This is a genomic window from Aestuariimicrobium sp. Y1814 (genome assembly GCF_050113895.1).
Taxonomy (GTDB): domain Bacteria; phylum Actinomycetota; class Actinomycetes; order Propionibacteriales; family Propionibacteriaceae; genus Aestuariimicrobium.
Genome location: NZ_JBNJRW010000003.1, coordinates 67779 through 88699, shown reverse-complemented (window position 1 = coordinate 88699; position 20921 = coordinate 67779). Strand labels below are relative to the sequence as shown.

General features: G+C 66.7%; 19 protein-coding genes and 2 tRNA genes. 12 read left to right on the top strand and 9 right to left on the bottom strand.

All coding sequences use genetic code 11. The annotated features are described in order from the left end of the window. Positions 1–45: 45 nt before the first annotated feature. Positions 46–1521 carry a DUF222 domain-containing protein gene (locus tag ACQE3C_RS04575; protein WP_434538001.1) on the bottom strand — a complete coding sequence of 492 codons (1476 nt, stop codon included), beginning with the start codon at positions 1519–1521 and terminating at the stop codon, positions 46–48. A 218-nt stretch (positions 1522–1739) separates the two neighbouring features. On the opposite strand from ACQE3C_RS04575, the gene ACQE3C_RS04570 reads away from it, so the two are divergent. The 5 genes from ACQE3C_RS04570 (at position 1740) to ACQE3C_RS04550 (ending at position 5930) form a co-directional block, all read left to right on the top strand. Next, positions 1740–2171, top strand: a complete 432-nt coding sequence (locus ACQE3C_RS04570; RefSeq protein WP_434538000.1) for an acetamidase/formamidase family protein — start codon at positions 1740–1742, stop codon at positions 2169–2171. A gap of 184 nt (positions 2172–2355) precedes the next feature. Beyond that, positions 2356–3147, top strand: coding sequence for a hypothetical protein (locus ACQE3C_RS04565; RefSeq protein ID WP_434537999.1), 792 nt, complete (start codon positions 2356–2358; stop codon positions 3145–3147). Between the two features lie 69 nt (positions 3148–3216). Then, the gene (locus ACQE3C_RS04560; RefSeq protein WP_434537998.1) at positions 3217–3810 is read left to right on the top strand and encodes a hypothetical protein; all 594 of its coding nucleotides are present in this window, start codon (positions 3217–3219) and stop codon (positions 3808–3810) included. 270 nt (positions 3811–4080) lie between these two features. Continuing rightward, positions 4081–5223, top strand: a complete 1143-nt coding sequence (locus tag ACQE3C_RS04555) for a MurT ligase domain-containing protein (RefSeq protein ID WP_434538231.1) — start codon at positions 4081–4083, stop codon at positions 5221–5223. Beyond that, positions 5220–5930 (top strand): type 1 glutamine amidotransferase, encoded by a 711-nt coding sequence (locus tag ACQE3C_RS04550; protein ID WP_434537997.1) that lies wholly within the window; start codon positions 5220–5222, stop codon positions 5928–5930. Before ACQE3C_RS04555 ends, ACQE3C_RS04550 begins: the two co-directional genes overlap by 4 nt. Positions 5931–5962: 32 nt before the next feature. On the opposite strand, the gene ACQE3C_RS04545 is transcribed toward ACQE3C_RS04550, so the two are convergent. Continuing rightward, on the bottom strand, positions 5963–6265 hold the full coding sequence (locus ACQE3C_RS04545) for a hypothetical protein (RefSeq protein ID WP_434537996.1): 303 nt from the start codon (positions 6263–6265) through the stop codon (positions 5963–5965). Between the two features lie 147 nt (positions 6266–6412). Here ACQE3C_RS04545 and ACQE3C_RS04540 point away from each other — a divergent pair. After that, positions 6413–6488: transfer RNA gene (locus ACQE3C_RS04540), tRNA-Lys, on the top strand. Positions 6489–6557: 69 nt separating this feature from the next. Here the strand turns inward: ACQE3C_RS04540 and ACQE3C_RS04535 are convergent. From ACQE3C_RS04535 to ACQE3C_RS04520, 4 genes are all read right to left on the bottom strand, one after another. Then, on the bottom strand, positions 6558–7526 hold the full coding sequence (locus ACQE3C_RS04535) for a carbohydrate ABC transporter permease (protein ID WP_434537995.1): 969 nt from the start codon (positions 7524–7526) through the stop codon (positions 6558–6560). A gap of 1 nt (position 7527) precedes the next feature. Further along, positions 7528–8499 (bottom strand): carbohydrate ABC transporter permease, encoded by a 972-nt coding sequence (locus tag ACQE3C_RS04530; RefSeq protein ID WP_434537994.1) that lies wholly within the window; start codon positions 8497–8499, stop codon positions 7528–7530. Positions 8500–8583: 84 nt separating this feature from the next. Then, the gene (locus tag ACQE3C_RS04525) at positions 8584–9954 is read right to left on the bottom strand and encodes an ABC transporter substrate-binding protein (protein WP_434537993.1); all 1371 of its coding nucleotides are present in this window, start codon (positions 9952–9954) and stop codon (positions 8584–8586) included. 209 nt (positions 9955–10163) lie between these two features. After that, positions 10164–10517: a DUF3618 domain-containing protein gene (locus tag ACQE3C_RS04520; protein WP_434537992.1), complete on the bottom strand. Its 354-nt coding sequence runs from the start codon at positions 10515–10517 to the stop codon at positions 10164–10166. Positions 10518–10593: 76 nt separating this feature from the next. Here ACQE3C_RS04520 and bcp point away from each other — a divergent pair, with 76 nt between their 5' ends. Both bcp and ACQE3C_RS04510 read left to right on the top strand, forming a co-directional pair. Continuing rightward, positions 10594–11079 (top strand): thioredoxin-dependent thiol peroxidase, encoded by a 486-nt coding sequence (gene bcp, locus ACQE3C_RS04515; protein WP_434537991.1) that lies wholly within the window; start codon positions 10594–10596, stop codon positions 11077–11079. Positions 11080–11117: 38 nt separating this feature from the next. Beyond that, positions 11118–11202, top strand: a tRNA-Leu gene (locus ACQE3C_RS04510). Between the two features lie 249 nt (positions 11203–11451). Here ACQE3C_RS04510 and ACQE3C_RS04505 read toward each other — a convergent pair. Together ACQE3C_RS04505 and ACQE3C_RS04500 are read right to left on the bottom strand one after the other, a co-directional pair. Next, positions 11452–13146 carry a hypothetical protein gene (locus ACQE3C_RS04505; RefSeq protein WP_434537990.1) on the bottom strand — a complete coding sequence of 565 codons (1695 nt, stop codon included), beginning with the start codon at positions 13144–13146 and terminating at the stop codon, positions 11452–11454. A 123-nt stretch (positions 13147–13269) separates the two neighbouring features. Further along, on the bottom strand, positions 13270–14190 hold the full coding sequence (locus ACQE3C_RS04500) for a hypothetical protein (RefSeq protein WP_434537989.1): 921 nt from the start codon (positions 14188–14190) through the stop codon (positions 13270–13272). 111 nt (positions 14191–14301) lie between these two features. Between ACQE3C_RS04500 and ACQE3C_RS04495 the strand changes: the two genes are divergently transcribed. Continuing rightward, entirely contained in the window at positions 14302–14589 is a 288-nt protein-coding gene (locus tag ACQE3C_RS04495) for a hypothetical protein (RefSeq protein WP_434537988.1), read from the top strand. A gap of 163 nt (positions 14590–14752) precedes the next feature. After that, positions 14753–15142 (top strand): hypothetical protein, encoded by a 390-nt coding sequence (locus ACQE3C_RS04490; RefSeq protein ID WP_434537987.1) that lies wholly within the window; start codon positions 14753–14755, stop codon positions 15140–15142. Between the two features lie 28 nt (positions 15143–15170). Here the strand turns inward: ACQE3C_RS04490 and ACQE3C_RS04485 are convergent, their stop codons facing one another. Next, positions 15171–16019 carry a hypothetical protein gene (locus ACQE3C_RS04485; RefSeq protein WP_434537986.1) on the bottom strand — a complete coding sequence of 283 codons (849 nt, stop codon included), beginning with the start codon at positions 16017–16019 and terminating at the stop codon, positions 15171–15173. Between the two features lie 152 nt (positions 16020–16171). Here ACQE3C_RS04485 and ACQE3C_RS04480 point away from each other — a divergent pair, with 152 nt between their 5' ends. Further along, positions 16172–18289: a site-specific DNA-methyltransferase gene (locus tag ACQE3C_RS04480; protein ID WP_434537985.1), complete on the top strand. Its 2118-nt coding sequence runs from the start codon at positions 16172–16174 to the stop codon at positions 18287–18289. Beyond that, positions 18289–20865 carry a DEAD/DEAH box helicase gene (locus tag ACQE3C_RS04475; RefSeq protein ID WP_434537984.1) on the top strand — a complete coding sequence of 859 codons (2577 nt, stop codon included), beginning with the start codon at positions 18289–18291 and terminating at the stop codon, positions 20863–20865. The genes ACQE3C_RS04480 and ACQE3C_RS04475 overlap by 1 nt, the downstream gene beginning before the upstream one ends. The last annotated feature ends 56 nt before the right edge of the window (positions 20866–20921 follow it).

The following is a 20921-nucleotide window of genomic DNA, read 5'->3' as shown; positions in this document are numbered from 1 at the left end:
CTTCTGCCACCCCCCTCGAACTGCCCCGCCCACCGGGGGGGTCAGTCACGCGGCGACTGTGGCGGGTTGCTGGCGTGGCAGGATTTGGCCGGTCGGGTCCATGATCAGCCAGCTCTGGCTGGGAGTGACGAGGTACCCGAAGCCCAACGGTGACTTCCACAAGAAGATGCCGGGTGAGGGTTGGGCGAGTGTCCAGCCGCCGTGGGTTTTCGCCCGGTGCACCTTGCGGGACAGCGGGGCGAGGTTCCCGATCCGTGTCGGCGGGTCGTCATCGGGTTGTCGGTGGTCACCGAGCTGGTCGACCCACGTCTGCTTGGATGATGCCCAGGGCCTGGTGTGGTCGAGGTCGAGCCCGGCGGAGGAACGTTTCGCGAACGGGAACACCTCGTACGGGTTGCACAACAGCACCGACCGTCGCATCGACGCCGGCACTTCGTAGGAGTCCACCGGCGCGACCCCACCAGGGTCGAGCACCGGACGCACCGTAACCCGGGTATGCCCCACCAGGTCCTTCACCCAACCCGCCAGCACCGGCCCAGGGTTCAACCCTTCCGGCCCCGAGGCCGTGCACCGCGCGAGTCCTTCACCGGAGGCGAGGGTGGCGTCGGTCAGGTGCACCACCAACTCAGCCCGGGGCAGCAACCGGTCAGGGTGCACCGTGACCGCGCCACAGGTGTGCCCCCGCTGCCCCCGGGCCGGGCAGCCAGGGTCGAGATCATCGGGGTCGAGGTGATCCGGCAGTTCGCCCTGCAGCGAGGCCTGCAACAACTGCAGCGCCCGCGCCGGGGACGCCAGCACCCCCAATGCCGCCGCACGACGCTGCGCCAGCGTGTCGGTACTGCCAGCCTCACCCAGGATGCCCGCCACCCGCGTCAGCTGCGCATTCAAGAACACCGCATCCGCCGCGTCCAGCACCGCGGACATGCCCACGATGCCCTCCTCCGAGTCCTCGAAGTCGACCCGGCGCCGCCCACGGGCAAGGTTCCCTTTCCGCCTGGTCGGGTCGGGGTCGAGTTCCATCACCCTGGCCCGCAACCCCTTCCGCAGCCGCTGCCAGGGCAAGGTGCCCACCAGCGCCGCAAGTTCACCATCGATCACCGCACACACCGAGGCCGGCAACCGGTGCGTCACCGATGCCAACTCTTCGGCCTGCCACACCCGCAACCCACCAGCCAGCACGTGCTGCCACGTCGCCGGGAAGCGGAAGCGCACATCAAGCGCAAGCCGCAGCCCCACCTGCATCTGGTCAGTGGTCATGCCCATCAACGCCGCGATCTCGACCACACAGAACTCGGCCACCAACGGCACGCCCTCACCGCCGACAGCCTCAAGCCGCTCACCATGCAAGACCGTGTCAGAGGCGCCACCCGGCACGGCGAAATACAGGCTCGCCGCCTCGGTCAACAACCGGAACGACTCCGCCTCAGCCCTGCGCTGCGCCGCATACGCCTGCCGCAAATCGACCAGGATCGCACGCTTCGCTCCGGCATCCACATCCTCCGGGTACGCCGGACCATCCATCCTGAACACCCCTGCTCCGTTGACTGGGCTCGATGTCACCGAGTCAATTGATTAGTACTTGTGTTCTATTCTATGCGTTCAGCCGGGCGAACCAAAGACCCCGAACAAGATTTTTGACCTCAGTTTCAACCGGCCTTCTTCAAAAGGTCAACCAGGCTGATCGGCGGCTGAGCGCCTGAGGCCCGGTCAGTTCGAGGATGCCGCCTGCGGGGCCACGAATGACTCCGTGCGACTTCCACTTCGCCGAGGGCGACGGCGAGATCACCTGGAACGCCATCGAGATGGACGGCGTGGGCTGGTACCGCTTCGACATCATCAAGGGCGGCATGGAGAAGTACGGCGTCCGCGCACCGATGCTTCGTCCCTCGCCGGTCGACCCGAACCTGGGGACGAGGTACCTGAGCTTCGCAGGCCTGTCCGCCCGGGGCACCAGCCAGCAGTACCTGGATGCGACCGCTGCCGCCGTCGACGCCGTCGAACAGGCGATCGACTACCTCGGCAAGTTCGGCTACACCCCCGAGCAGGCCTACACCATCATCTCGGTGGCCCCCTGCGAGATGCATGTCGGTGGCATCGTGGACATCCCCAATGCCGCGGTCACCCTGAAGATCCCGCTGGACATCTTCGACCAGGACATCCTGCCCCGCTGATCGTCCAGCCTAGCTGATCGTCCAACCCTCAGGAGCTTGCGCATCCGCGGTGATGGGGGGCGGACGAGGCAGCCGCGCGCACAGGACGCCCCGCGAGGCCCCGTCGGGTGAATCGTGACGTTGCTATGGTTGCCGCACGCCGGTGGCAGCAGCCCCGACGCCGACCCTGCCGGAGGGTGGTCCCATGTCCCGATGTGTCAGTTCCCCCTCCCCCGGTCACACCATGAGCGCCGGACGACTCCTCGCCCCACTCCTGGCTGCCCTGCTGCTGCTCAGCGGGTGTCTGGGACTGACCTCGTCCGATGCCGGCGGCCCGCCCTCGCCGCAGCCGGTCGGTGACGCCGAACCCTTCGTCGTCAAGGGGGTGGTGACCACCGAGGCCGGTGAGCCGGTGGCCAATGCCGAGGTCTGGGCGGACAACACCCTGGCCTACAACAGCAATGCCCTGGGCAGCACCGACGCCGACGGCGCCTACCGCATCGAGCTCCCCCGGGGCGACGTCACCACCTGGACGATGGGCGGGCAGGTGAAGATCGACTACCACGGCACCACCTACACCCTGGGGCTGGAGGCCGACCGGGCACCGTTCGGCTCGTCCGAGGGGGCGGTGCGCAACCTGGTGCTGAAGGTCGCCGGTCAATGGCCCCAGAGCAACGACAGCTACTGGGGAGCCACCATCAACATCCACCAGGACTACGAGTCCGAGACCATCGAGCTGGACACCGTCGAGCTGGTCATGGTGCCTGACGGTCCGCTGATCGATGGCAGCCAGGGTGAGACCATCACCTACTCGTTGACCGGCTGGGAGGTGGTCGACATCCCGATCGGCCGCTACACCGTCTCACTGCGGCACACCCGCCCCGACGGCGGCGAGGTCGACCTGCGGGTGCGCGTGCGCGCCAGCGGCGACGAGTTCACCCCCACCGTCACCGCGGTCGCCTTCGAACTCCTGGAGCTGGAGTTCACCACCAGCTGAGCCAGCCAGCCCACCCAGCCGCCACCCGGTGATCTGGATCACCACCGAACCGCGGCGTAGGCTCGGAACATGGCAGGGTCAACGCCGACACGCCAGCGGGCTGGGCAGCGGCCCGCCGACACCCCACGCCTGGAGCCACTGACCGGGCGCTACGAACGACGCAGCCACACCCCGGTCAGGATCGAACACGAGCCGATCGACCAGGCCCGCCGGCTGCTGCTGGCCGTCTTCACCGCCGCGCTGTTCGGGGTGGTGGTCGCCGCGGTGGTGGTCGTCGACACCCTGACCGCCTCCCGACCTGAAGCCGTGCCGGCCCCGCGCCAACCCGGGCCGTTGTTCCCCTGCCCCACCGCCAAGAGCGACCCGCTGCCGAACACGTTCCCCCGCCCCCAGTACGTCCCGATGCTGATCTGGAACTACAACGACTACCAGGCCACCACCCTGCCGGCGAACCCCGGCCACCGGCTTGGTGAGGTGACCTGCAACATCGCCGCGATCGCCCAGACCGCCGGCGCCTACATCCCCCGGCCCTGGCCCGACGGCTCCAGCACCGCCGCCCCGGTGGGTGCCGCGATCCACACCCAGCGCGGCGCCGACCCCCGGTGCGAACTGGCCCTGGAACTGCCCAACGGCTGGTTCATCTTCCAGTCGGGCAACTGCTGAGCCGATCGTCCGCCTGCGCCCGGGCGTCACGCAGTTGTCACACACGGCACGAAGTTGTCACACAAGGCGTACTCAGGACGCGATTCGGCGGGGGTCCCGCGTGCCACAATGGTCCGCATGGCCCGACCGAGACTGCGCTTCTCCCGACCGCGCCCAGGCCTGCTGGGACGCCTCCACCTCGACCTTGCCGCGATGGCCGGCAGTGGGGCCGCGCTGGGGTCGCGGATGATCGGGCGGGGCTCCGGCGCCTCGGTGCGCGGCAAGGTGCTGCTGGCCCTCGACCACAATGCGCTGGGCAAGCTGCTGGCCGGTCGTCGGGTGGCCGCGGTCTCGGGCACCAACGGCAAGACCACCACCACCCACCTGCTGACCGCCGCGGTGCAGGCCTCCCTGGCCGACCCGCGCGAAGTGGTCACCAACGCCGACGGCGCCAACCTGCACCACGGCATCGCCTCGGCCCTGGTGACCAACCCGAATGCCCCCATCGCCGTGCTCGAGACCGACGAACGCGTCGTCGGGTCGGTCATCGAACTGGGTGCCCCCGAGGTGCTCGTGCTGCTGAACTTCAGCCGCGACCAACTCGACCGCCACCACGAGATCAATGCCCTCGGACGAAGCTGGCGGCGGGCCCTGGCCAAGGCCGGCGACGTCGGCCCGGTGGTCGTCGCCAACGCCTGCGACCCGCTGGTGGTCTGGTCGGCCGAACCCGCCCGCCGGGTGATCTGGGTCGACACCGCCGACCCGTGGACCCAGGACGCCACCCTGTGCCCGGCCTGCGGCACCGTCCTGGTGCGCGAGGGCGGACGATGGGCCTGCCCGACCGGCGACCTCGCCCAACCCGAGGCTGACTACGTGCTGGACGGGGAGGACGTGATCGACCCCGTGGGCCAGACCTGGCGGCTCGAGCTGCAGGTGCCCGGCCGGTTCAACCGCGCCAACGCTGCCTGCGCCCTGGCTGCGGCCCGTGTGATGGGGGTGCCGCCGGCCATGGCGCTCGCGGGCATGGCCACCGTCGCCGCCCCCGCCGGGCGTTACGCCGTCGCCAACTTCGGCGAGGCGCAGGGCCGGCTGCTGCTGGCCAAGAACCCGGCCGGCTGGGCCGAGTCGCTGCCGCTGGCGACCACCGACCCGATCGTCCTGCCCATTGACGCCGCCGCTGCTGACGGGCGTGACCTGTCGTGGCTGTGGGACGTGGAGTTCGAGCAACTCGCCGGGCGCCATGTGATCGCCACCGGCCCCCGCGCGCAGGACCTGGCGGTGCGGCTGGACTACGCCGGGGTCGAGTTCACCGTCATCCATGACCTGATGGCCGCCTTCGCCGACCCGCGCGTGGTCGCCCACGCCGACCCGGTCGACGTGATCGCGACCTACACCCCGTTCCAGAAGCTGCGGAAGCTGGGAGGCCTGGCATGACGGTCACGATTGCGCTGGTCTACCAGTCACTGCTCGGGGTCTACGGTGACCGCGGCAACTCCATCGTGCTGCTGCAGCGGTTGCGCCGCCGCGGCCTTGACGCCGAACTGGTGGTGTGTGAACCCGGCGACACGATCCCCCCTGACGCGCAGGTCTACCTGCTCGGCGGCGGTGAGGACCTGGCCCAGATCTCGGCGGTCAAGGCCCTCAAGGCCGACGGCAACCTGTTCCGCGGGCTCGACGCCGGCGGGGTGCTGCTGGCGGTGTGCGCCGGTTTCCAGATCTGCGGCACGAGCTTCACCGTGGGTGAGAACGACGAGGTGCACGAGGGGCTGGGGCTGCTCGACGTGTCGACCCGGCGCGGCCCGACGCGGGCCGTGGGTGAGATCCTCACCGAGTGGACGCTGCCGGACGGCGACACCAGCCTGATCACCGGCTTCGAGAACCACGGCGGCTACACCACCCTGGGCAAGGACGCGAAGCCCCTGGCCCGGGTCGAGAAGGGCATCGGCAACGACGGACGAGGGTTCGAGGGCGCGGTGCAGGGCAAGATCATCGGCACCTACCCGCACGGGCCGGTGCTGGCGCGCAACCCCGCCCTGGCCGACCACCTGCTCGAGCTGGCGCTGGGCCATGAGCTCGACCCGCTGCCGATGTCGTCGGTGGCGACCCTGCGCACGGAGCGGATCTCCGCGATCCGGGGATAGGACGAACCCGGGGCCGGTCGCGGCCACGCACCTCAGGTGCGGCTGGCCAGCACCGAACCGGCCAGCACGACCACCGCGAGCACCACTGTCGCGAGCGACCAGCTGCCCAGCACCCCGGCCAGCAGCGACCCCAGCATCGGCGAGAGTGCAATCCCGATCGCCACGGGCAGGTTGAACCAGGCCATCACCGCCCCGAAGTCACGCACGCCCCACCTGTCGAGCACCCCGCTGCGCATGATCAGCGTGCGCGCCCCGCGGACCCCACCGATGGCCACGGCCATGATCGCCAGCAGCGGCACGGGGCGGACGACAAGTCCGCGCTGCCAGCCAGTCAAGCTCCCCGAGGCTGGTTGAACAAGCAAGAATCTGCTGGGGCCGGGCATAGGCAAGCCTTATGGCTGGGGCCGGCCCGGCGCCGCCCCGGCGCTCCCCCGGCCCGATTTCACATTCGGCGGGCAGCGCGGTATAGTTCTTACTCGCGCGCACTGCTAGCTCAATTGGCAGAGCAACTGACTCTTAATCAGTGGGTTCCGGGTTCGAGTCCCGGGCGGTGTACCAGCCGGAAGGCCCCTCCCGATTGCGGGAGGGGCCTTCTGCTTTGTCCGTTGGGGCTGGTGGCGGCGGGTTTCAGCCCTTCAGGCCACCGGCCAGCAGACCACGGACGAAGTAGCGCTGCAGCGCCAGGAAGACGACCACGGGCACGATCATCGAGATGAACGCGCCGGCCGCCAACAGGTGCCAGGAACTGCCCATCGTGCCCGACAACTCCGCCACCCGCACCGTCAGCGGTGCGACGTCACGGGTGCCGCCGAGGAAGATCAGCGCCACCAGCAGGTCGTTCCATACCCACAGGAACTGGAAGATGCCGAAGCTGGCGATTGCCGGGGTCAGCAGCGGCAGCATGATGCGGGTGAAGATCTGCACGTGGCCGGCGCCGTCGACGCGGGCCGCCTCGAGCAGTTCGCCGGGCAGGTCCTTCATGAAGTTGTGCAGCAGGAAGACCGCCAGCGGCAACGCGAACGTGCCGTGGGCCAGCCACACCCGCCAGAAGCCGTCGATGCCGGTGCCGTTGAAGAACTGCAGCAGCGGGATCAGCGCCACCTGCAGGGGCACCACCTGCAACGCGAACACGGCCACGAACAAGATGTCTCGTCCGGGGAACTTGATCCAGGCGAAGGCGTAGGCGGCGATGGTCGCCAGCAGCATGGGGATCATCACCGCGGGGATGGTGATCACCAGCGAGTTCACGAAGTAGTCGACCAGGCTGGTCTGCGACCCGAACATCGCCTGCTGGTAGTTCCTGATGGTGAACCACGGCTTGACGAAGACGTGCCACCACCCGGTCTCGTTGATGTCCTGCTGGGTGCGGAAGGAGGTCACCAGCAGGCCAAGGGTCGGCATCGTCCAGAGCACGGCGATGACGATCGCCACCAGCGACGCCCAGGGCGAACTGACCGCGCGGGCGGCGTTGCCGGCGACACTCTTGCGCCCGGCGCGACGCAGCTTCCTTCGCGAGGTGCCGGTCTCCAGCTCGGTGCCGGTCGGCTCGAGGTCGCTGGGCAGCGGCGTGTCGGGGTTGATCACGGGCTGGGCCATCTCAAGACCTCCTCAACTGGATCACGTTGTAGACCACGATCGGGATGACCATGATGAAAAGGATCACCGCCAACGCCGACCCGATGCCGGCCTGGTTGTACCGGAAGGAATGGTTGTAGAAGTCGTTGGCGATGACCGAGGTGCCGAACTGGCCACCGGTCATGGTGCGCACGATGTCGAAGACCTTCAACGTGGCGATGGCGATGGTGGTCAGCACGACCACCATGGAGCCGCGGATGCTCGGCAAGGTGATGTAGTAGAACAGGTTCCACGAGCTGGTGCCGTCGAGCCTGGCGGCCTCGATCACGTCATCCGGGATGGCCTTGATGGCCGCCGACAGGATGGTCATCGCGAATCCGGCCTGAATCCAGACCATCACGATGATCAGCCAGAACGTGTTGCCGGGCCGTTCCAGCATGAAGTTGATCGGCTCGAAACCCACACCGTCGAGGATGGCGTTCAGGATGCCGATCTGGTCTCGTCCGGCACCGCGGTAGTCGTAGACGAACTTCCAGATGATCGAGGCGCCCACCATCGAGATCGCCATCGGCAGGAAGACCAGCGCCTTGGCGAAGGCCTCGGCGCGGCTGCGGTCGACCAGGATGGCGTAGGTGAGCCCGATCGCGGTCGACAACAGGGGCACCAGGACGGTCCAGGCGACGGTGTTCCACAAGGTGGTGCGCATCTCGGCGTCGGTGAAGACGTGGATGTAGTTGCTCCAGCTGAAGGCGCCATCACCCTGCGGGCCGCTGAAGCTCTGCTGGATGGTGAGCAGGCCCGGGTAGAGCAGGCCGACACCCAGCATCAGCAGCACCGGCAGCACCCACCAGTACCCCTCGATCGCCTCGACGTACTTGTTGCGCCCCTTGCTGATCAGGTTGGCGACCACCATCACCAGCAACACCACCCCCGCGAAGGCCGCGATGGCGATCAGCATGGGGATGAACTTGGCGCCAAGCGCAGCCCAGTCCATGTGAACTCCTCTCATGACGAGGCCGTGGTGGACGACGGGTCGCCGCCCACCACGGCCTCAGTTGTCAGTGACGTGGCTGGTCGGTCAGGCCGGCCAGGAGTCTTCGATCATCTTGAGCTCCGTCGCGGAGTCGGAGCCGGTGATCCAGTTGGTCATGCCCCGCCAGAAGGTGCCGGCACCCACGGCGCCGGGCATCAGGTCGGAACCGTCGAAGCGGAACACGGCCTGCGGGTCAGCCAGGGTCTCGGCTGACAGCTTGTCGATCGGCGAGGCCAGGTTGTTCGGGTCCAGGCCCTTGTTGGCCGAGACCCAGCCACCGCCGGGGGTGGCCTTGGCCTTGGCGTTGGCCCAGTCGGCCGACGACAGGTAGGTCTGGAAGGCCTTCACCTCGGGACGGTCGGAGAAGGCGGCCACGAACTCGCCACCACCCAGGACCGGCTTGCCCTTGGACTCGTCGACGGCGGGCAGGTAGAACGCGAACACGTCGCCGTCCTCGGCCACGTTGGTGCCGGCCGGCCAGTTGGCCGCGTAGAACGAGGCCTGGCGGTGCATGTAGCACTTGTTCTGCAGGATCGGCTGGCCGCCGTCCTGGAAGGTGGTGGTGGCGATGGTCTTGACGTCACCGAAGCCACCGTTGACGTAGCGCGGCTCCTTCAGGATCTTGCCGGCGGTGTCCAGCGCCTCGACCACGGTCGGGTCGTTGAACGGGATCTCGTGGTTGACCCACTTGTCGTAGTTCTCGGGCGAGGAGGTGCGCATCAGCACGTCCTCGAGCCAGTCGGTGCCGGGCCAACCGGTGGCATCACCGGAGCCGAAGCCAGCGCACCAGGGCTTGGCCTCGGGGTCGTCGTTGGCGATCTTCTCGGTGAGGTCCATCATCTCGGCCCAGGTGTTGGGCACTTCGTAGCCCTTGTCGGCGAACATCTTCGGCGAGTACCACACGAAGGACTTCACGTTGGCGCCGAGCGGGGCTGCGTAGAACTTGCCGTCGACCGAGCCGTAGGCCTTCCAGGAGGCCTCCCAGTTCTGGTCGACATTGGCGGCGACCTCGGCCGGGGCCTCGACGACCTTGCCGGTCTCGTTGACCAGAGTGTTCAGCAGGCCGGGCTGGGGGATGTAGGCGATGTCAGGGGCATTGTCACCCTTGACGCGGACGAGCAGCTGGGCCTCGAACTCCTTGGAGCCCTCGTAGATGATCTTGGCGCCGGTGCAGTCCTCGAAGGGCTTGTAGGAGTCGATGTGCGACTGGTCCTCGGGGGCGACGATCGAGGTGTAGACCGTGACCTCCTTGCCGTTCAGGTCGCCGAAGGCTTCATAGGGGGCGCAATCGATCGCGCCCGCATCGGCCGTGGTGTTGGAGCCGGTGGTGTCGTCACCGGTATCGGCGCAGCCGGCAAGGGCGAGCGCAAGGGCGGATGCGCTGATGACAGCAGCAATCCGGGAGATAGCACGCATGGTTGTCCCGTTCCGTTCCTGGCTGCTCCCCACTGAGCAGCGCAATTGGTTCCACCAGACACTCTGTCAAGCTCTCGAGTGCAAGTGTTGAACGCAACGATTGCGAATTGATAACGAATCCGTATTCAACCTTGAGAAGTGGTGAATTCCCCATCGGGGGTGCGGATTGGCGCTGTGGGGGCCTCGGAGGTCGTCCGGGACAGGGGTGCTCAGTCGAGTTCGAGCGCCTTGAGCGCCTTCTTCTCGATCGACTTCTTGCGGGCGCCACCGATCGCCCGGACGGTCAGCAGGAAGACCACGACACCGGCGACAGCCGCACCCACGGCGAGGACCCGGTCCATCCGCCAGCCGGCCTCGTCCTTGATGGTGGCCTTGGCCGAGTTGAACTCGGCCTGGGCGAAGGTGCGGGCCTGGTCGACGGCGCGGTCCTTCACGGTCGTCGGGTGCACCTCTTCGACAAGCTGCTCGACATTGGCCGAGACGCGGGCCCGGGCTGCGGCGATGTCTCGTCGGATCTGCTCGGCAGTCCGGGTGTCCTTCGGCTTGTCCTTCTTCTCGGCCATGTGTTCCTCCGCGCAGACGTTCAGGGCAGGGACGCGCCGCGCCCCCTCAACACCGGAAGCCTATAGGGTTTGGGTCATGAGTGAGCGTCTTGCCGCCGGTTCCCCGGCCCCCGAGTTCAGCCTGCCGGACTCTGCCGGACAGGTCGTCAGCCTGGCTGACTTCCCGGGACGGAAGGTCATCGTCTACTTCTACCCCGCCGCGATGACCCCCGGCTGCACCACCCAGGCCGTCGACTTCAGCACCGCGCTGAAGGACCTGGCCGCGGCTGGCTACACCGTGGTCGGGATCTCCCCGGACACCGTGGAGAAGCTCGCGGCCTTCACCGAGAAGGAGAGCCTGGGTTTCCCGCTGCTGGCCGACCCCGAGCGTGAGGCCATCAAGGCCTACGGGGCCTGGGGCAGCCGCAAGCTCTACGGCAAGGACGTCATCGGGGTGATCCGCTCGACCTTCGTGGTCGATGTCGATGACGCCGGCGAGGGCACCATCTCGCTGGCCCAGTACAACGTCAAGGCCACCGGCCACGTCGCCAAGCTGCAGCGCGACCTCGGCATCGCCGCCTGAGGGCCGCCCGGCTTGTCCCGGGTAGCATGTGCACCGCAGCCGGAGTGGTGGAATTGGTAGACACGCAGGATTTAGGTTCCTGTGCCTGCGGGCGTGAGGGTTCAAGTCCCTTCTCCGGCACCACGGGTCGTTTGGGTGGGAGCGCCGTTTCTGTTTGTACGGGACGCCGCACTGAGCCGCGACGGACGTTCTCGCGGGCGCGGATGGAGTCGCGGTGCACCCCATAGCCCTGAGTAAGGCCGAGCGCGACCCAAGCACCCTGATTTGGCCACGGATTTGCGCTTCGGAGCGGCACGGAGGCGACGGAGAGGGCGCATCAGGGCGCGTCGAGACCTCTGTGGAGATCGTGCTTGGCGGCGGGGCCGAAGGGTGTCAGGCGGCTTCCGCGCCGGGCGGCGCGTTGGGGACTGGGCGCGTGTAGCCCGCAGTCAGTTCGCGGCGGCGCTTTCGCCTCCGAGGGCGTTCGAAGCCGTGGGCAGTGTCGATCTCGTCCCAGGCCCACGCGATGATCTTGCGGACGTTGGTGGCGATGATCAGGGTCAGCCCCGCCAGAAGGGTCGGCAGCCAGCCTCGACGGGGACGCCAGTCGGGGTCCTTGATCGGTGCGAAGTAGCCGCGCTTGTTGGAGCGGTTGAGCGACTCGATGGTCTGCCTGCCGCTGGTGTAGAGCCGCTGCCACTCAGGTGACCGGTAGGCATAGTGCTGGCCGTACTTGCCGTCCACCTCCGGTGGGAAGGTCACGGATGCCTGTTGGCAGACCTTCGGTTTGGGCGTCACGAGCAACCGGACCGGGATGAGGGTGCGCCCCGGCTTCTCGTCCTCGGCGGCACGCGGCTTGTAGCCGCACTTGATCGTTGCCCATGCGCCTTCGGCTGGGCATGTTCGACGCTCGAAGCCGTCAGCATCGGCGCGCTGCTTGCTCTTCAGTTCGTAGCGGCGGCGCTGTACCAGGCGCGCTTCGTAGACTTCGGCGGTGATGCGTCGGGGATCGCCCGGGGCTCGGAGGAAGTAGTCGGCTGAGGCGTTGATGAGGTCTTCGGGCAGGGAAGGGCAGTACCACGTGCCCTCGACCAGAATCGCGCCCCCGTGGCTGCCTTGGAGGCCCAGGGCGGTCTTGTCCTTCGGGTACTCGAACACACCTTTGATGCCACGGGCTCGCAGCGGTAGCGCGAGTTCCTCCATCTTGCAGCCGGGCAGGTAGGCCATGTCCCCGATGAAGTGCTCGATCGTGAAGCCCTGGGCCAGGAGGAGGTCGATGAGGGTCAAGGTGTTCTGGGCGATCCTCTTGCCCGGTTGGTCCAGGAGCGCCCCGACCACGATGCGGGGAAGGCCGGGTAGGCAGAGCGCGAGCAGGGTGAACTCCCGGGCCCAGACCAGTTCGTCGGCGGTGCGCTTGAATCGGGTCTTGGCTCGGCTGGTGGCCGGAGCGCCCTGGCTGCCGTCGTGGTCGCCGTCCCGCTTGTACCAGCCACAAGTCGGGTCGGACGAGACATATTCGCTCCGGGCTCCTCGGCCACGCCCCGGTGACGCCATGTGGGTCGCGTCGATCACCACGTCCACCGTGGTCTTGCGACGGTGCTCGCGCGGCAGGAGCATCCAGCAGCCCCAGATCAGTGCGGCGGTGAACGTGATCGAGCGCTCCCAGCGCTTCTGGCAGTCCTCAACGTCCCGCTCGGCCACAAGTGCCGCATAGTCGCCCTTCAACATCAGGCGGTACAGGCTTTCCGGCTCGGGGTTCAGCAGGGGAGCCAAACGCTCGTGATACGTGTTGTAGGCGCGGTGGAACAGGGCCGTTTCCGACGCGTCTGACTTGACGACCCCGAGCAGGTCCAGCAGCGACTGGTCGGCGTGGTAGAGCATGGCTGCCATCTCGGTGAACAGCGGCGGGCGGCGGTGCAGGGTCAGGATCAGGAACAGGGTGAAAACCTGAGTCTCGTTCAACCACGGTGTCGGCCCGGGGCGTTTGTCGCCACGATCTTCGGCTCGCCAGCGGGCGAGAAGGTCAGCGATGCCCGACTGCTCCACGATGTAGATGGCGGTTCGCCAGCGGTCGGCATCAGAGGCCACGAAAGCGCCCTCGGTGGGGAGGAAGTCCAAGTTGTCGAAGAAGGACCTCAAGGCAGCGTTGTCCCGGGGAGCCCTGCGACTCCCCGGCGCTTCCTTGCCCTTCTTCGTTCCTGACACGGGCGGTCAGACGGTCCGCAACGGGCGGCGCATCAAGCGACGCACTTCGTCGCGGGTCGGTTGAGGCAGCAGAGGGAACAACTTCTCGATGCTTCGGAACGTCTCCAGCCCGGCGGCGTGCGCGAGGGGCCCGAGGGGGGTTCCGGTCCCCAGGTGGTGAAGCAACCAGGTGTTCCGCAGCCGTCGCGAGTCAGGCTTCAGGCCGTTCTCGGCATTCGTCCGGGAGATGAAGTAGTTGAGCCAGTTGGCGTTGCCTTCCTGCCGCTCGACCCCCACGACCAGTTCTTCGGGGTCGCGCGTGGCCAGCATGTCCAGGAGTGGCTGCTCCCATGACCACAGGACTGGCACCTCGCGCGGGTGGCGACTCACCTCGACGCGGAGCAACACCCCTTGACCGTCCACGATCACGTGCCGGGCCCGCAGCCGCAGGATGTCAGGGGCTGGGAGGCCCGCCCCGAGCCCGAGGGCCAGGATGGTGTGGCAGTCGCGACGACGGTTTGGGGTCGTCTGGCCCATGGCCCAAGAACGGAGGGCCACCTGCTCATCTTCGGTGTAGGGCAGCGCCAACTTGTCATCCCGCAGGGGCGCGAGACGGCTTGTGCGTTCGGGTTGCGGCAAGACCGATTCCGCGACGCGCAGCAGCGCCGACCGCCTCGTGGCCCGTGTCGTCGTCTTCAAGCCGGGGAACCCTCGTTGAGTGGACTCGCTGATCACGTCTCGGTCGAAGATGACCGACACGTCCAACGGCAGGCAGGCCACCGTGCGACACCAGTGGACGTGTGCGGCGACATGACCCATGAGGTCCTTCGTCGTGTACCGGGCTGCGGACTGCTTCTGTGCTGTGAGGACGGCCTGGCGAACGAAGGGTCCCACCTCCGCCCATTCCTGGGGTGGGATGTCGGTGGGGCTGTAGGAGATGGTGTCCATCCGCGCCTCTCGCAATGCAGAGTGACCGTAACTACGGTTGCGATAGCACTCGGCAATGACAAGAGGCGAGTCACCCGCAAGGGGACCGTCATTCGCCGGTAGGTTGAGGGGGTGGTCAGGAAGGCGCTTCTCAAACCCCGCGAGGTGAGCGCAGCATGGCCCGATGAAGTGCTGGATGACCCCGTGTTCGAGTCGATCCGCCGCTACGTGGTGGCCCTCCAGGAAGCCATCGGTGACCGCTCCATCCGTGCGGCCAAAGAGGTGGCGGGCGTCGATTACTCGACCCTCCAGGCCGTCCTCGCGGGTGATGCCTGGCCGGACTCCATCACGGTGGCGCGTACTGAAGAAGGGTTCGGGGCGCGGCTGTGGCACGGCCCGGTCGGACTGCCGGAAGACTGAGCGCGTCGTGTCCGTCAGGGTGGCGATGAGCGTTGCGGTCACTCGAACACGGTGACGATCGTGCGACTTCGAATCCAGGACCCTCGTTGGCCGGTGGGCCCAACGGAGCGACCGGTGGGCCCGGTCGAGCGACCGGTGGGCCGTAACAGCCCACCGGCCCTTGGTGTCTGGCAGAGTTGGTGCTATTGAAACCAATCAGTCGCGGCGTCACCGCTACGCCTACGCGCCGCGCTCCTACTTGGTTGAACCAGAGCGGTTCGGTCACTACGAGGAGGTGGAGTGGCGGCAAGACACTGATCCCGACGAGTCAGATCGGCTGCTTGCCTCGCAGTGGCAGCACCTCGTTTGCTTCTTGGCCCGCGAGGCTGCCGCTGACGCGCGGCTCACTCTCGATCAGGTGGCCGAACAGACGCGCATGGGCAGGGAGAACTTCTGGCGTCTCATCCGTGGTGTCGGTCCGATGAAGTTGGAGGACTTCGCCGCGTTGCACCGGATTCTCAACATCTACTTCATGCAGATCAGCAGCGAGCACCCGAAGAGGGTCGGCAAGTAGTGATTGAGGGGTCAGGAAGGGGACCAGCCTAGTCAGCCAAGCGCCGCAGCATGTTCGCCAGCAGGATTACGGCGTCCCCCACGATTCCGGCTGATGTTCGGTCTGCTGCCGGAGAGTGCTTGACACTGTGCGCCATGGCTGACGCCTTCTTGACGAGCCCACGCAGGTTCTCGTTGCGGCTGCCGGGCAGGCGGGCGTCGATGAACGCTCCGATGCGCACGTCCGTTTTGTCGACGGGTGGTTCGCTCATGCCTTCCGGGCAGTGCTTCGCGGGGTCGTACACGGTGGCGCTGAGCGCCTCCAACACGCCGACGCAGCGGTTCCCGACATCCTTGTAGTCCTGCCGGGCACCAGCCGTTCGGAAGCGTTGCCGAAGATGGGCGATCTCCTCGTCCACCTTGGGCCATCCGGTCGCCGTCCGTGGTGAAATGGCCTCCACGAGTTCGGCCCGGAACTGTTGCTCCTCGGCTCGCTCCAGCGTCTCGATCACGGGGCTGAACCACTTCTCCAGCAAGTCCCTTCTGGCCTGCCAGCCACCCTGCCCCGAGCACCCCTCTGCGATCCAGTGGGATCGAAAGGAGGGAAAGTCACGCCAGGGTGGGGAGAAGGCAACCCCGTGGCGTTCGAGGACAAGGCGGAGGGTCCGCAGCGCGACTCGGGATTCAGGATCGTTCAGGGTCTGGGAGGAGTCCGTGCCATAGCCGATGTACTGCTCATGGACGAGTCGGGCTAGGTTCAGAGCGCTTGCAAGGTCGTCGTCGCCGGGGACCGGCCCGCGAGCCAGTTTGTCGAGCAACGCCACGTTCAAGCGGGTGGCAACGCTCCAGGGGTCTCCCAGCGGGTTCAACTCATCCTCGAAGAACTCGTGAGCGTACATGGGACCGATTCTGCTGGATTGGGAGCCAAGGTTGGGTGAACTGAACCCCCTGCCCACCGGCCTGTCGCGCCTGGCCGGTTTTGTCGGTCCTCTTGCCTACGATGAACGGAGCGGGTCTGGAGCACTCGCAGACCTTGAAGGAGACGTAGCGAGTGTCGCGACTGACTGAACTACTGAGGCAGGCCCGGAAGGCCGACAAGCAACTCGGTGACGACCTGGAGAAGGAGTTCGCCGCGCTGATGAAGCGGCGGACCTTCGGCCTGGTCTTCGAGCGGCACCAGCCCGAGGCTGTGGAGTTGCCCGGGCGTGCTGTGCGTCGTGGGGACAAGGTGCGGGTGCTCCCGCCCCGTGGTGAGGTCAAGCAGGGCGACCAGCGGCTGTGGCGCGTGGAGCGGATCGAGCGCGTCGACGGGGGCCGGATTGCTCACCTGCTGGAACTCGACGCCGAAGAGCCGGAAAACCAGGCCGTCATCGTTGACGACCTGGTGGTGGTCGCAGAGTTCAACGACCGCATCTACCCGGGCCTTGTGGAGACGGGGCGGGTCGAGCGCGGCGGCGACAAGCCGTTCCACACCGTCATCAACGCGGAGAACTACCACGCCCTGGAGATGCTCACGTACACCCATCGGGGCAAGGTCGACGCCATCTACATCGACCCTCCGTACAACACGGGCGCGAAGGACTGGAAGTACAACAACAACTACGTCGAGGGCGACGACGACTACCGGCACAGCAAGTGGCTGGCGTTCATGGAGCGGCGACTGGAGGTAGCCCGAGAACTGCTGAACCCCGAGGACTCCGTTCTCATCATCACCATTGACGAGAAGGAGTACCTGCGGCTCGGGATGTTGCTGGAGCAGACATTCCCTGAGGCGCACATTCAGATGGTGAGTAGCGTAATCAACCCTAAGGGCACCGCCCGAACCACTCACTTGTCGAGGACTGATGAGTTCATATTCTTCGTCTTCGTTGGGAGGTTCTCGATCCCGAGCATAGCGGATGGAAGTGGCCCCTCTGAGATTCGCTGGCGGTACCTGCGGCGAACAGATGTGGAGTCCCGACGCGGAACATCTAAGGGCGGAAAGGCTCAGTTCTACCCCATCTATGTCAATGACGAGACCGGCCTCATCGACACGATCGGTGAGCCACTTCCTCACGGCCTCGATAGAAGAAGCATCCAGGACCGGGATGGCTGCACAACCGTTTTTCCGATTCGCGAAGAAGACGGAATGGAGATGAACTGGGGGCTGACGGGACCCAGCCTTCGGAGCGCCCTCGACCAGGGATTCGTCCGATCCTCACGCACGGAGTCTGATCTTCAACCCTTCGTCTTTCAGTACCTCTCGGCACCGAACATCAAGAAGGTTGCAAGCGGCGAACTAGAAGTGGCAGGGACGAGGCCCGACGGTTCCAAGATCGTTCTCCTGCCGCAGGGCAAGTCATCGCGCCCAGCCACAGCGTGGCGTAACGCCAGCCACGACGCTGGGGCCTACGGGACTACCATGCTTCGGTCGCTGATCCCGTCGCGAAAGTTCCCATTCCCAAAGTCGTTATACGCCGTGGAGGACGCGCTACGACTCGCCACGCTGGCCAAACCCGCGGCTGTTGTCCTGGACTTTTTCTCGGGTTCTGGGACGACGGCGCACGCGGTCATGAGACTGAACCGTCAGGACGGCGGACGGCGGCAGTGCATCTCCGTCACGAACAATGAGGTGAGCGCCGAGGAACAGCAGGCACTTCGCAAGCAGGGCCTGCGCCCGGGCGATGCGGACTGGGAAGCGTTGGGCATCTGCGACTACGTGACCAAGCCCCGTATCCGTGCGGCCATCACAGGCGAGACCCCGCAGGGCGAGCCGATCAAGGGCGACTACAAGTTCACGGACGAGTTCCCGATGGCAGACGGGTTCGAGGAGAACGCAGCGTTCTTCACGCTCACGTACGAGGCTCCGTTGTCGGTTCGTCACAACAGGGCGTTCGAGCGGATCGCTCCGATGCTGTGGACGAGCGCTGGGTCGCAGGGCCGGATCATCACGGACCTCGGTGAGGATGGCTGGGACGTGGCCCAGACCTACGGCGTGCTGGAGAACTTGGATCAGGCCGGGGACTTCGTGGCCCGGGTGGCTGAGCAGGAGTCGGTGAAGACGGCGTTTATCATCACGGACGACGACTCGGCCTTCCAGATGGTCTGCCGTGACCTGCCCAGTGCGGTGCTCCCGGTGCGGCTGTACGAGTCCTACTTGCAGAACTTCATGCTGAGGGGTGGCCGCTGATGCGTTTCACACTGAAGGACTACCAGTCCGAGGCGGTCCGCGACGTGCTGCGGAACCTGGACCAGGCCCGCGACATGTACCACCGCTACGGCTCGCTGTCTCAGTTCTCGCTCACGGCGACGACGGGGGCGGGCAAGACCGTCATGGCGGCTGCGGTGATCGAGGCGCTCTTCTTCGGCAATGACGAGTTCGACTTCGAGCCCGACCCGGGCGCGGTCGTGCTGTGGTTTTCCGACGACCCCTCGCTGAACGAGCAGTCCCGCGCCCGGGTGCAGGAGGCTGCCAGCGAACTCGACTCTCGCCTGCGGGTGATCGAGGCCACGTTCTCCGAGCCCTCGCTGCGCCCCGGGCACGTCTACTTCCTGAACACGCAGAAGTTGTCGAAGAACTCGCGGCTGGTGCGAGGTGAGCCTGCTCCGGCTCCCGGGCAGGTCCGCCTGTTCGAGCCCCGTCCCGATGAGATGCAGTCCTCGATCTATGACGTGATCACCAACACCGTCGAGAACAAGGACCTGACGCTCTACTTCGTGCTGGACGAGGCCCATCGAGGCATGGGCACGACCAGCAAGGACCGCTCGACCATCGTGCAGCGCCTCATCAACGGGCAGGGTGCCGTCCCGCCGATGCCGGTTGTCTTCGGCATCTCGGCCACGGTCGAGCGGTTCGAGGCCGCGATGAAGGACGCCAAGGGCCGAACCGCGCTTCCCTCGGTGGTCGTGGACTCGGCGTTGGTGCAGGCGTCGGGCCTGTTGAAGGACGACATCGTGCTCTCGATCCCGACCGAGGAGGGTGTCTTCGACACGGTTCTGCTGCGCCGGGCGGTGGAGAAGGTCCGCGCTTCGACTGCCGCGTGGCTGGCGTACGCGCAGGAGCAGGAGGAGGCCGATCCGGTCGTCCCACTGCTCGTGGTGCAGGTGGGTGACAAGCCCACCACCGAGACGCTGGTGCGGACGCTGGACACGATCTACGACGCCTGGCCCGAACTCGGCCCCGACGCCGTGGCAAACGTCTTCGGGGAGCACCAGGACCTGCTCGTGGGCCAGCAGGGTGTGCCCTACATCGAGCCGCAGCGGGTGCAGGACGCCAAACACGTGCGGGTGCTGCTGGCGAAGTCTGCGATCTCCACGGGCTGGGACTGCCCGCGCGCTGAGGTGCTGGTCTCGATGCGTCCTGCGAAGGACCGGACCCACATCACCCAGTTGCTGGGCCGCATGATCCGCACCCCCCTTGCGCGGCGCATCCCCGGCAACGAGTTGCTCAACTCCGTCGACTGCCTGCTCCCCTTCTTCGACCGCAAGACCGCCACGGGCGTGGCCGAGATGCTGATGAAGGGCGCAACCTCCAAGGACGAGGAGGACAACGACACCGGAGGCGGAGAAGGACGCCGCGTCCTCTTCGACCCGGTGGACCTACACCCCAACCCGAAGGTGCCCCAGGAGGTCTGGGACCGCTTCGCCGCCCTGCCCTCGGTGACGATCCCCAAGAAGGGCGTCAAGCCAATCCGCAGGCTCACCGCGCTCGCCACGGCACTGTCCAAGGACAACCTGGTCGAGGAAGCCGTAGAGAAAGCGCACAAGCACCTCCACGCCGTGCTGGACGGGCGGGCCGTGCAGCACAAGGAGAAGGTCGCCCAGGCCAGGCAGGACGTGCTCACCATGAGCGGTGAGGAGGCCCGGGGCCGGATCGGCGGCGCGTTCTCCTACAAGTCGTTCCAGGAGTCGGCTGACCCACGTGCCATCGAGGACTCCTACCGGGCCGCTGCCCGCGTCCTGAGCCCCGCCCTGTGCTCCTCCTACGTCGACCACCTGGTCGGCCCGGACGGCGACGATGACGACCTCCTGGAGGCCAACATCACCGTCGCCGCTCTCGGACGGGTGCCTGAGATCGCCGAGGCCGTGGAGTCCGAGGCCGACGACCTGGCGAGGACCTGGCTTAACCAGACCCGGGTGGCCCGCAAGGGCCTCACGGACGAGCGGCAGGCGGAGTACGACCGCCTGGAGGGCATGTCCACCCAACCTGAACGCATCTCCCTCACCGTCCCGAAAGCAGCCCAGGCCGAAACGATGGTCCGCGAGAAGGACGGGACCGAGAGCCCGCTGGAGACTCGGCTCATGCACCTCATGGCAGCCGAGGACGGCTCCTGCCCGATCACGCTCAACGAGTGGGAGCGCAGGGTTCTGGACTCCGAGGCCAAGCAGCCTGGCTTTAAGGGCTGGTACCGCAACCCCGCCCGTGCCACCAAGGAGTCGCTGGCCATTGCCTACAAGGAGGACTCCGGCACCTGGAAGGCGGTCCGTCCGGACTTCATCTTCTTCGGCACCGACCACACGGGTCAGGTCGTGGCAGACCTCGTGGACCCGCACGGGCACCACCTCTCCGACGCCCTGCCCAAGTTGCGCGGGTTGGCGGCGTTCGCGGAGAAGTACCAGGGCGAGTTCCGCCGCATCGAGTCCGTTGCAGAGACCGGAGGAACCATGCGCGTCCTCGACCTGACCAAGCACCACGTGAGGCAAGCGATCCGGGACGCCAAGACCGCCAAGGGGCTCTACGAGTCCGGGATTGCGAGTGATTACTGAGGATTGTCGGAGCCTCCTGGTAGATGTAGAGCCACGACCTAGAGAGGAGTCCATCC